We start from the raw sequence: 12,053 nt of genomic DNA on the forward strand, positions 1-12,053 counted from the left end.
CATTTTTCCCAACATTATACCAGTGTACGCAACATAGTACCGTGGTATACGAGCATCTGATTATTTAAGCTGTTTTGTAGAACCAAAACCGAAGCGACACAATAGCATAAGAATAAATAAGATGAAAGTAGAGAATGTTCTGCATCTGTTACTTCCTATGGGGGTAATGGGTGATGGAATCGGCGAATCAATAACACCAACAACATTTTGTTGGAGGGCTACAATGATTCGTCCATAAGAATCAATAACAGCTGATATCCCATTATTGGCTGCTCGTATGAGGGGGATTCCTAATTCAATAGCACGAAGCTGTGCTTGTTGAAGATGTTGGTATGGACCGGGTGTTACACCAAACCATGCATCATTAGTAACATTAATGATTGCTTGAGGAGGTGGTCCTTTAAAAGCCATTTCATTGGGAAAGATTACTTCATAACAAATCAGTGGAAGATAAGAAAACCCATTTGGCATTATGACAGTTTTGCGCACACTCGCAGCACTGTATCCACCAATACTATCCGCAAGGATATGCAATCCAATTTTTTCTAATAAACTTTGATAGGGAAGATATTCACCAAAAGGAACCAAGTGAAGTTTATCAGAAATGCTTAAAATATTACCTTTATTGTTAATAACTGCAATTGTATTAAAATATTGCATTTGTTGTGCATTGAGGGGATCATTATTAGCGCGTATAGCACCAATGATAGCCCATTGTTTGGGTTTTAGAAGAGAAGCAATGTGCATTGTGGTTGCAGAGTTATCAGAGATAAGATAAGGAATGGACGCTTCTGGCCATACAATAAAGTCGGGTTCTGGATTGTGGTTGGCTGTTGGTGTTTCACTTAAGCGCATATGAGCTGCAAATATAGCTTCTCGTGTTGTATTACTTAATTTTATGTTTTGCTGGATAGAAGGCTGAACAATGCGCACCCAGTAACTATTTTTTGAGGCATCTGCTGTGTTGGCCACAGCATTGAGACGATAAAATCCAAAACTACTGTGAAGGAATATAAGTGCTAAACAAAGAAAAAGAGCGAATTTATTTTTTTCATTTGTTAATAAAACAGTGGGCAAACTGTAGACCAAGACAGCAAGAATATTCATTCCGTAAAGTCCAACAATCGCATCGGATTGCATAAACATAGGGGTTGGCATAGCTGTATAACCAAGAGCATTCCAAGGAAAGCCCGTAAATAGGAATGCGCGCAACCACTCTGCCAATCCTAGTGCAAAGGCTAAGACAAAAAAGCGTGCTATTCCTTTTGTCCATAATAAACCGACAATGAAACCAGCAAAAAACCAATAAAGAGAAAGGTAAAGAGGAGGACCAAAAATAGCAAATGGCACCGCCCAACCAAAAGCAACAGGGTCTGTTAACAAAGCATTACACATCCACCAAAGGCTGCAAATAAAATAGCTAAAGCCAAATATTCCACAACTCAGGGCGTAAGTGAGAAAGCGTTTGCTATTGTTTTTGATGGTATGGATTGAGTCAAGGAGAACAATAAAAAGAGGAAAAGCTAAGAAGCAGAGGGGGGTTAAATAAAAGGGTGGAAGTGCAAGAGATGTTAATGCACCACACAGAAATATCCACATCTGCCGTTTCCAACCAGTTATGGAAAATAAAAAAGATGTGAAATTATTTAAAAACGCTTGATTATTTTTCAAAGGAGGCATTTTTTTTAAAATTCTCATTTTCTGGAATGCGAAAAATACGTAATCTCTTAATCCGACGTTTATCAGCTTCTAAAATACGGAATCGATAACCAGGTACGGCTTCAACAACCTCACCTTTTGCAGGAATGCGGTCAAGAATGGAGACAATTAGACCACCAATAGTATCCACTTCATCACCATGTTCTCCTACAATGAAATCAGGACCAAGAGCTTTTTCTACATCTTCTAATTCGGTTTTTGCATCCACGAGCCATTTATTATTAGGCTCGCGCACGATTGCATTGTCTACATCGTCGTGTTCGTCTTCGATATCACCAACGACCAATTCGACAATGTCTTCCATTGAAACTAAACCGTCCGTACCCCCATGTTCATCAATAACCAAAGCCATCTGTGTTCGTGTTGTTTGCATACGTGTTAATAATTTGCTTGCTAGCATGGAACTTGGAACAAAAAGAACTGTTCTAATCAGATCTAATTCACCAATTGGGGTGTGCAAATGCGTATGATTTAACTGAATTGAATCGGATTTTTGCTCAATCTGGACTGAGTTAATAATAAAGCAATTCACATAATTAAGAATATCGCGGATATGGATCATTCCTCGTGGATCATCTAAAGTTTCAGCATAAACAGGTATACGAGAATGGCCAATTTTTGCAAAACATTGAAGAGCTTCTCCAAGTGGGGTATTTATTTCTAATGCTTTGATTTCAGAACGCGGAATCATAACATCATCAACACGTGCTTCACGCAAGTGTAAGATATTATGCAACATAGTGCGTTCTTCAGGTGAGAAGAAAGTAGTGTCTTTTTCATTGTTAGTAGTAAGTGCAACGGTAAGATTATCGCGCAGTGATGTAGAGTTGCGTCCACGTAAAAACGAAAATAAATGATTCATCAGGGAGTATTTTTGATTTTCCTGGGAAAATGAGGAAACTTCGATATTAGAAGATGTTTGATTGTCATTTGGTACATTTATTTTGTTTGCCATGATTTTGAAATCTTCAAACTTTCTTTTTGTAATAGAGGCATAAGAATTTTTAAATTGTATGACGGTGCTATTAATTTCAAAAGCTAATTTTTATCATTTTTAAGACATTTCAGTATAGGGGTCGTTTATGGAAAGCTTTCGAAGAATTTCTCTTTCAAGCTTTTCCATTTGATGAGCTTCATCATCTGTTTCATGACTATAGCCAAGCAGATGCAGAACACCATGTACAATCATATGTGTTAAATGATCTTGAAATAACTTTCCCTCATTTTTTGCTTCAAGTAAAATAGTTTCTCGCGCAATAATAATGTCACCGAGCATGAGTCCGGGAGTTTGTCCAATTTTAAGTGGAAAAGCAGGAAAGGACAATACATTGGTGGGTTTATTTTTGCCACGCCATTGCGCACTAATCTGTGCCATGTGTTTATCATTCGTAAAAAGCAGGCTTACTTCGCTTACGACATTTTCTAATGAAAGATGATGCATTGTTGTTGTTAATGCTTTTTCAGTGATATTATAAAGCGTTTCTTTGTCATTCCACCCAGAACTTTCAACAGCTATATCAATGGTAATCATGAAAAATTGAACCCACTTTTTGATGAAGCGCTTGAAGATGGCATTTCTTGAATTTGTATACTAGAATCATGATTATAGGCACGAACAATAGCGGTAACAAGAGGATGGCGCACAATATCCTTTTCATTAAAACGAACGATTATAATATTTTCTATCTGTGATAAAATGCGTATTGCTTCAATTAAACCTGATTTTTGTCCGGTAGGCAAATCAATTTGGCTTACATCACCGGTGACGATCATACGCGTTCCTTCTCCAAGACGTGTGAGGAACATTTTCATTTGCATGGGTGTGGTGTTTTGCGCTTCATCAAGAATAACAGCTGCATGGTTAAGTGTTCTCCCGCGCATAAAAGCAAGCGGGGCAATTTCTATGACACCAGAAGCCAAAATGCGTTCTACTTTTTCGACTGGCATCATATCATAAATGGCATCATAAAGTGGACGTAAGTATGGGTCGACTTTTTCTTTGAGGTCACCGGGAAGAAAGCCAAGATGCTCTCCAGCTTCAACGGCTGGACGTGAGAGGATAATTCGTTCAATGATACCACGCTCCAAAAGCGTTGCAGCGTGAGCAACAGCAAGATATGTTTTTCCTGTTCCTGCCGGTCCAACACCAAAAACAAGTTCACTACGCTCCATTGCACGTATATAAGCATCCTGTGTTGGGGTTCTAGCATGGACTGTTTTTTTATGAGTGCTTAATCGTGCAGGGATGCGTTTTTTTGCAGGTTGGGTTATTGTTGAGGCTTCTTGCTGTTTTTGTAGAAAATTTGCCATAGCAATCGCTCCTTCTGTATCTGATAAAGTGAGCTCTTGATGTGTTTTTGCACGTTCATAAAGCTGCTGTAGTACATATTGTGCACGTTTTATAGCAGCAACATTTCCATGGATAAGAACTTCATTACCACGTGGATAAATGCTCAGTCCGAGTTTTCGTTCGATATAAGCAAGATTTTCGTCGAGTTTACCAAAAACCGCTTTCGCATATTTGTTATTTTTAAAAATTAAAACAATATGGTTAGTATCCAATGTGCTTGCTTTTTCTAAGATACCCGTACTTTCAGGATCAGCATTTATTTTCTCTTTAACGCGCTTGATCTTTTCGGTTGAATTTTTCAACCTATTCTCCCATATTTATATAAGCGTTGCACACGTTTTTAAATAAACTTCATAAAAAAATCTATCTTCCATAGAGCATAGGCTTTAGATGTAATCATTTTCTTGAAAAATAAAAGGGTCTTCTAAAATTTTTATTATGAATAAGGTATTGGTAATATACTTATACATTTGCTATTTCACCGACAAAACTGTTTGAACTTACATTTTTAATATGGGTTGTCACTACGGTGCCTGCAGAGGCTTCTATGTCCACGACAACAGGTAAAAGCCAAGGTGAACGACCTACCATTTGTCCCGAGTGACGTCCAGCCTTTTCGATTAGAACATCGGTTGTTTGACCAATTTTAGAACGCAAAAATGCGTTTTGCTGTTCAAGAAGAAGCACTTGTAAATGTTGGAGACGGTTATCTTTTACAGTTTCGTCAACATGGTTCTTCATTGTTGCACCGACTGTTCCAGGTCGTGGTGAATACTTAAAAGAATAAGCGGAAGTGTACTGTACTTGTTGAATAAGTTTAATGGTTTCTTCAAAGTCTTTATCTGTCTCTCCTGGAAATCCTACAATAAAATCGCCTGAAAAAGCAATATCGGGTCGCGCGGTACGAATTTTTTCGATAAGCCGAAGATAATGAATGCTTTTATGTTGACGGTTCATTGCTTTTAAGATGCGATCTGAACCTGATTGAACAGGGAGATGCAAGTAAGGCATTAATATGTCAAGATCTCGGTGTGCTGCAATAAGGCTATCATCCATATCTCGTGGGTGGCTGGTTGTGTAACGTAGGCGCTTTAAACCATCTAATTTGGCAAGATGATGGAGAAGGTCGCCAAGGCGCCAAGCCTTACCATTAGTGCCTTGTCCATGCCAACCATTCACATTTTGGCCAAGAAGTGTAATTTCTTTAACGCCCGCCTCAATGAGTTGGTGCGCTTCATCGGTAATTTGCTCGACAGATCGCGATATTTCGACACCACGTGTGTAAGGAACAACACAAAAAGTGCAAAATTTGTCGCAACCTTCCTGCACTGTTAAAAATGCACTAACGCCTCGGTTTCTTACAGCGCGTTTATTATGAGGTGGTAAATGCGCAAATTTATCTTCAACAGCATAGTCTGTTTCGATAATTTTTTTCCCCTTTTGGGCTTTTTCTAATAAATCTGGCAAGCGATGATACATTTGTGGACCAATAATGAGATCCACTGTCGGAGCACGGCGCAAAATTTCACTTCCCTCAGCTTGTGCCACACAACCGGTTACACCAATCATCAAAGGTTTATCAGGTGTTCGTTCTTGACGCATCACACGCAAACGTCCAAGATCAGAATAGAGTTTTTCTGCTGCTTTTTCACGAATATGACAAGTATTAACAAGAATAAGGTCGGCATCGTTTGGTGTTTGTGTCGTAACATAACCTTGTGAACTAAGACTGTCAGTCATTCGTTGGCTATCATAAACATTCATTTGACATCCATAGGTTTTGATAAAAACCTTTTTAGGAGAAATGGGAGGTATATTTTTAGGATTTACTTTATTCATAGCGCATGTCTAAATGTTTTTTACATAAATCTCAATCTATTTGCTTAAAAGTTTTTTGCATAACGATCGCATCTGTGCGACTGTCTTTTGATTGGTAATAGGCGAGACGTTTAGCAATCTTTTCAAACTTGAAATGTTGATAAAGATTCAAAGCAGAAAGATTCGTTTCTTCTACCTCTAGGAAGAGTTTTATAGTTCCTTCGTGGTGAAGATGGCGAAGTATACTATCAAGAAGCAAGGTGCCAATTCCTTTTCGATGGAAATGAGGTTGGACAGCAATTGTAATGATTTCCGCTTCATCAAGAATAAGACGGCATAGGCAAAAGCCCAAAATTTGATTTGGTTCACCAATGAGAGAGGCTTTATATCCAAAGATGGAGTGATCTTGTAAAAAATTATCAAAAGCTTGTTTTTCCCAAGCAGGGATAAAACAATTCTGATAAATTTCATGAAGGGGAGCGCTGTCATCAATTTGTAGCGGAGCAATCTCAAAATATTTATTTGTCAACGAAAATTGAGACATCATTTTTTTCGTGGTAAAGTAAAACCTGTTTGTTTTTTTGCATCGGCACTGCGTAAATAGAGTGGACAGGGCGAATCTTGAGGTTTTTTATTTGCAGCAAGGTGGGCATAACTTACAACATCAGCTGCTTCGCGAAAGATTTGATCTTGTACGATTTTTCTGTTTAATTTACCGTTTCTAATATGCAGTCCAACGATATCAGCTGCTGGACCGGTTAATATCGTTTGCTGTGGTAAATCGTCGAGGATATTCTCTATTGTTTTTAGTTCTGGAGCCCCAAAAGGGGTGAGATCTTCTTTGAAATTTTGATGATAGAACATATCTCTTCCTGCTTCGATAACAACAGTGATTGCTGATCTAGTGTTTTGATTATTTGTTTGTGCTGCTAATGCCTCAAGTGCACTTACTCCAATAGCTGGTATTTTGAGCGCTAATGCCAAAGCTCTTGCTGTTGAAACACCTACACGCACACCAGTGAATGATCCAGGTCCAATATTGACAGCAATGCGATCAACTTGATTAAGAGTAATGTTAGTTTGGTCAGTTACTTGTGCAATGTGCCCAATGAGTCTTTCAGCGTGTCCTGTATTTATGCGTTCACTGATATGGGCAATAACAGATTTATGCCGAACAAGCGCAACAGCACAATAGATTGAAGCAGTGTCTATAGCAAGGATAAGCATAAAAATATTCTCGTTGAACGATGTGATACACAAAATATTGCTGTATTGTTTGTTTTGTAATATTTTTAAAAGATGCAGTTTTAAAATATTATGCAGTGCAAACTAACTGATTCTATCATAATAAGACTGCAAGCAGCAAGAATTATTATGGAACAGGTTGAAGTTAAAATAATCCGCCGTCCTGCTTTTTTAATGAATAAATGTCAACATCTAATCCCAATGCTGCCATTGAGATAACGGTGAACAATTGAGCAATAAGTTTGATCGGGTTAACAACTGTTTCAGGAATAATCCTGCTTGAACGAATGAGCATCATGATAACAAAGTCAATGGTAAATCATGGGACGAGAGTGTGTAAACGAAAATGTGTTTGTGCTGATCGACGGTAGATGATGCATAGGATAAAAATAGCAGGACCTAGCATTAAAACTTTCACTAACTTGACAATTGTTGCGATTTGAACGCTCACGAATGATATTGGTGCTGTTGTTGTCAAAATTTGTGGTACAGCATAAACAACCATGCCTGCAAGCACGCCGTATTGACTAAATGATAAATTCAAAACCAGTTGTAAAAATGGTAAAAGCAAAATGATAACAACGCTTAAAAGAGCGGTAAAGGCAATTGACGCGACTACATCTTCGTGTTTTGCATTAATGACAGGTGCAGTCGTAATAATAGTTGAATTATCACAGATAGCATTATCATATGCAACTAGCATTGCTAAATGTGGGGAAAGTCTAAAAAGTTGCTCAATGGCAAAACCGATGAAAATAGTTACAAATACAATGAATACGATGCCAGTAAGCAAATTCCATTCGGCTGAAAGAACGGCATGGATGCTAGTGCCTGCACCTAGAAGAACAATAGCAATTTCGAGAAACGTTTTTGCGCAAAAATTTATACCTTTTTGAAAATATTCTGGAAAAGTAAAATAACTACGGATAATAGACCCTAGAAGATTGCTAAAACAAGGCTTTCAATCCATGTTTTTACGAAAAACTGTTTTTCGATAATTTCTAAACCATAAGCTAAGGCAGATATGAGCAGGTATGCTAGAACACCAGGTTCAAAATAGTTCAGAAAGGAGTGGCTTTTCTTGCGCATTTCGGGTGTTTTCCTACAGAATAAAATAATGATGGATAAAAAGAACAACAGACAGGTGAGGGTAGTTTTAAAGATTGGTTCTTGCTTGTAAGGCAGCAGCTAATGTTCCATCATCAAGATAATCCAATTCACCTCCTACAGGCACTCCATGGGCAAGTCGCGTAATTTTAACTGAGAAATGAGAGAGCTGATCAGTAATGTAGTGAGCTGTTGTTTGTCCTTCAACTGTGGCATTCACAGCGAGAATAATCTCTGTAATTGGATTTTGTACAACACGTTGTATCAAAGAAGTGATATTGAGTTCATCAGGCCCTATTCCATCTAAGGGAGATAGCCGGCCACCTAAGACATGATAACGTGCGGCTAAAATTCTTGCGCGCTCAAGAGCCCAAAGATCAGCAATATCCTCAACAACAATAATCATTGTAGTATCTCGGCGGGGATCTGTACAAATTGAACAGGGGTCAGTTGTGTCTACATTTCCACAAACAGAACAAATACCGACTTTGTCTACAGCTACTTGTATTGCCGCTCCTAAAGGTTCCAGTAATGCTTCTTTTTTTTTTATGAGATGAAGTGCAGCACGACGTGCCGAACGTGGACCAAGACCTGGTATTCGCGCTAAAAGCTGAATAAGACGCTCAATTTCAGGTCCTGCGATGTGTTTAGACATACTCTTATTCCAAATGATTAGGTAAAATTCAGTTCATTAGAACGGAAGTTTGAAGCTTGGTGGGAGAGGTATCCCTGCTGTTATGCTTTTGGTTTTTTCTTCTATAGCTACTTCAATTTTCGCTCTGGCTTCATTATAGGCTGCCATAATCAAGTCTTCAAGGATTTCAGCTTCTTCAGGTTTGAGCAATGAAGGATCAATTTGCACTGCTGTTATGACATTTTGGCCATTTAAGGTAATGCTAACAAGGCTACCGCCTGCAGAGCCAATGGCCTGCATATTCGCTATTTCCTCTCGGATTTTTTGCATTTTTTCTTGCACTTCTTTGGCTTTTTTCATCATGTTCATCATTTCACGCATAGGAATGGGTATCCTTATTCATCATTAATATCGCTTTCATTTTTACAAATATCAGCATTTTTAAAGTTATTGGGAATTAAATCAAAATCGTTTTCCTGTTTATTCAAACGAATATCGACAATTTTTGCTTCTGGAAAATAGTCAAGTATTTTTGCGATATCAGGATCTGCTTGTGCATTGGAAAAAAGAGTTTTCTGGATGGCCAAACTTTCTTCTTGTAGAGTTTGTCCCCCTCCTTCATTAACAAAGGTTACAGTCCAGCGTTTTTTTGTCCATTGGAAAAGCTTTTTTTCTATATCACGTGCAAGTGAATGTGGAGCATTTTCAGCAAGTCTTAAGGTAATATGCCCTGGTTTAAAAGATACAGGGTGAACAAATTCTTTAACAAGGAGTTTGAAAGAAATCTCATTATAGTGTTCAGCTAATTTAACAATATCGTGCAAGGAATTAATAACTGCGGGCTGTGGTTCAGTAATCTCTTTTGTTGTTTTCTGAGAAGAATGCGGTAAATTTGCAATATGTTTAGACGGGACAACAAACGGAGAAATTTCAAGAGTTTCTGTTAGTTGAGGGGTGCTACTGTTTTTGAGAGTGTCAATTTTGACTGAATCTTTTGATTTTAAGGTTTGGTTCAATTGATTTTTCAAGGGTAAATCTGGTTGATTTGTTGACGTATTTGAAACGTTTGGAAAAGAATGAGCATCTACAGTTGCCGTTTTTGTTGTACTATCCGCACTTGTGGATTTTTGATGAGAAGAATTTTCGACGACTGTAAGAGAAGTTTTTTCTTGCTCAAGCTTTTTTAAAGCCTCATCAAGAGTCGGAAGATCTGAAGCATAAGCAAGACGAATCAGGAGCATTTCAGCTGTTTGAAGTGGACGCGCGGTTTGACTAACTTCCTGTAAGCCTTTGAGCAACATTTGCCAATTTCTGGACAAAACAGGGATGGAAAGTTTTTGTGAAAAATCTAAGCTTCTTAAACGTTCCTCTTCAGTAAGCGAGAGATTTTCAGCTATTTCTGGAGTAAAATGCAAACGTGTAACCAGATGATTGAAATCGGCCAGTTCTGTCAATATAGTAAGGGGATTAGCACCTGCATCATATTGGTTGCGTAATTCATGCAATGCATTTACCACATCGCCCTTCATGATGAACTCAAAGAGATCAATAATACGCGCTTGATCAGCTAAACCTAGCATTGCACGCACTGCAACAGCACTAACGTTGCCATTGCTATGAGCAATCGCTTGATCAAAAATGGACAGTGCATCACGTACAGATCCTTCTGCAGCACGTGCGATCATAAAGAGTGCTTTATTTTCTGCTGCCACGCTCTCCTGTTGGGCAATTTGGTGTAAATGAGCGACCAAAACTGCTGATTCAATACGCCGCAGATCAAAACGTTGGCAACGAGAAAGGATTGTAATCGGAACTTTGCGAATTTCCGTTGTTGCAAAAATAAACTTTACATGGGAAGGTGGTTCTTCGAGTGTTTTCAATAAACCGTTAAATGCCTGTGTTGAAAGCATATGCACTTCATCAATAATATAAACCTTATAGCGAGCCGAAACAGGACGGTAACGTATTTGTTCAATAATTTCACGAATATCATCAATACCTGTATGTGAAGCTGCATCCATTTCTATAACATCGATATGGCGTCCTTCAATGATTTCTGTGCAATGCTCACCAATTGTATTCAATACGATTGTTGGTTGGTCAATATCTTTCGTTTTGTAGTTAAGTGCACGTGCCAAAATACGTGCTGTTGTAGTTTTACCCACTCCACGAATCCCTGTTAGCATCCACGCTTGTGCAATGCGTCCTTTTTCAAAAGCATTCGCGAGGGTGCGTACCATCGCTTCTTGACCAATGAGGTCAGAAAAATTTTGAGGTCGATATTTGCGAGCAAGAACACGATAGGTTGCTTCTACCGGCATATTTTCCATCAACGATTCCAACTTTGAAGCTCTTTATGCGTATATTTCAGTAATATAAAAGCACAGGTTAACACTGTAGTCTAATATAAAAGGATCTTTTCTCAATCAATTTATTTTTTGAAAGAATTATGACAATCTTTTCAAAGACAGCTCATCTTCTTTATTTGCTGCGTGCGCAACGCAACTCTAAAAATCCGAAACGTTTCACTGAAAAACAGCAAAAACATGACTTATTCAACAAAATAGGAGGCCAGTACGATGACCCGTACCATAACTCGTTGGGGCTGCTTCCTTCCAGACCTGACCCAGTTGGCGAGCAGTTCGTCCACCACCAACCTCCCACGTTCATATTGTCGATTTAAAATGAAAAATCAAGCCAAGAAACAAAAAATATGAAGAGAACAACTGAATTTTTTCTGTTGTGCCTAATTTTTGCATTACGGGTGACAAAGAGGATGGAGATTTATCAATTTTATTGAAGTAGTTCATTGTATTAATTTGATATGAAAAAACAGTTTTTCGTTCAACATTAAGGAGATGCTCATTGACCAATGTTTGTTTAAAGGTTTTAGTGCGGAGTATTTTCTTAATTTTTTCAATGAATTATGGAAAGTTTATTGCAAAAAAACTATATGAAGTATACAGGTTATTCAATTGATTGAAATTGATAACCAAAGAACAAATATCATTGCGGAATATTGGGCGTAGTCTGTACGATATCGATTTAAATGGTTAATGAATTCTCGAATAGTGAGAGAAAAAGTGAAGTTAGTGCCTCGCACATGTACGTTGCGATATGTATCGTATTGTTAACAGAATATATTTACCATTTTACATCGTTACTCTATATGGCGACAAG

Annotated in this window: 10 protein-coding genes, 1 other RNA gene and 1 pseudogene; all 12 read right to left on the reverse strand. The window is 38.1% G+C overall.

Features of this window, described 5'->3' with window-relative positions:
* Positions 1 to 60: 60 nt before the first annotated feature.
* The gene (lnt, locus tag V4B17_RS00535) at positions 61 to 1,698 is read right to left on the reverse strand and encodes an apolipoprotein N-acyltransferase (protein WP_455479591.1); all 1,638 of its coding nucleotides are present in this window, start codon (positions 1,696 to 1,698) and stop codon (positions 61 to 63) included.
* Positions 1,661 to 2,674, reverse strand: a complete 1,014-nt coding sequence (locus V4B17_RS00540) for a hemolysin family protein (RefSeq protein ID WP_455479592.1) — start codon at positions 2,672 to 2,674, stop codon at positions 1,661 to 1,663. The genes lnt and V4B17_RS00540 overlap by 38 nt, the downstream gene beginning before the upstream one ends.
* 99 nt (positions 2,675 to 2,773) lie before the next feature.
* Positions 2,774 to 3,250: an rRNA maturation RNase YbeY gene (gene ybeY, locus V4B17_RS00545; RefSeq protein WP_455479593.1), complete on the reverse strand. Its 477-nt coding sequence runs from the start codon at positions 3,248 to 3,250 to the stop codon at positions 2,774 to 2,776.
* Positions 3,247 to 4,371 (reverse strand): PhoH family protein, encoded by a 1,125-nt coding sequence (locus V4B17_RS00550; protein WP_455479594.1) that lies wholly within the window; start codon positions 4,369 to 4,371, stop codon positions 3,247 to 3,249. Before V4B17_RS00550 ends, ybeY begins: the two co-directional genes overlap by 4 nt.
* A 160-nt stretch (positions 4,372 to 4,531) precedes the next feature.
* A complete protein-coding gene (gene miaB, locus V4B17_RS00555; protein WP_455479595.1) occupies positions 4,532 to 5,908 on the reverse strand; it encodes a tRNA (N6-isopentenyl adenosine(37)-C2)-methylthiotransferase MiaB in 1,377 nt (458 codons plus the stop codon).
* A gap of 31 nt (positions 5,909 to 5,939) precedes the next feature.
* Positions 5,940 to 6,431 carry a ribosomal protein S18-alanine N-acetyltransferase gene (gene rimI, locus V4B17_RS00560; protein ID WP_455480227.1) on the reverse strand — a complete coding sequence of 164 codons (492 nt, stop codon included), beginning with the start codon at positions 6,429 to 6,431 and terminating at the stop codon, positions 5,940 to 5,942.
* Entirely contained in the window at positions 6,431 to 7,114 is a 684-nt protein-coding gene (tsaB, locus tag V4B17_RS00565; protein WP_455479596.1) for a tRNA (adenosine(37)-N6)-threonylcarbamoyltransferase complex dimerization subunit type 1 TsaB, read from the reverse strand. Before tsaB ends, rimI begins: the two co-directional genes overlap by 1 nt.
* Positions 7,115 to 7,194: 80 nt before the next feature.
* Positions 7,195 to 8,221, reverse strand: a pseudogene (locus V4B17_RS00570) (YeiH family protein).
* Positions 8,222 to 8,288: 67 nt separating this feature from the next.
* Positions 8,289 to 8,894, reverse strand: a complete 606-nt coding sequence (gene recR / locus V4B17_RS00575) for a recombination mediator RecR (protein WP_455479597.1) — start codon at positions 8,892 to 8,894, stop codon at positions 8,289 to 8,291.
* Positions 8,895 to 8,930: 36 nt separating this feature from the next.
* On the reverse strand, positions 8,931 to 9,254 hold the full coding sequence (locus tag V4B17_RS00580; protein WP_455479598.1) for a YbaB/EbfC family nucleoid-associated protein: 324 nt from the start codon (positions 9,252 to 9,254) through the stop codon (positions 8,931 to 8,933).
* 14 nt (positions 9,255 to 9,268) lie between these two features.
* Positions 9,269 to 11,203: a DNA polymerase III subunit gamma/tau gene (locus tag V4B17_RS00585; protein ID WP_455480228.1), complete on the reverse strand. Its 1,935-nt coding sequence runs from the start codon at positions 11,201 to 11,203 to the stop codon at positions 9,269 to 9,271.
* 233 nt (positions 11,204 to 11,436) lie between these two features.
* Positions 11,437 to 11,534, reverse strand: an RNA gene (gene ffs / locus V4B17_RS00590) — signal recognition particle sRNA small type.
* Between the last annotated feature and the right edge of the window lie 519 nt (positions 11,535 to 12,053).

The sequence above is a fragment of the Bartonella sp. B23 genome (assembly GCF_053793815.1).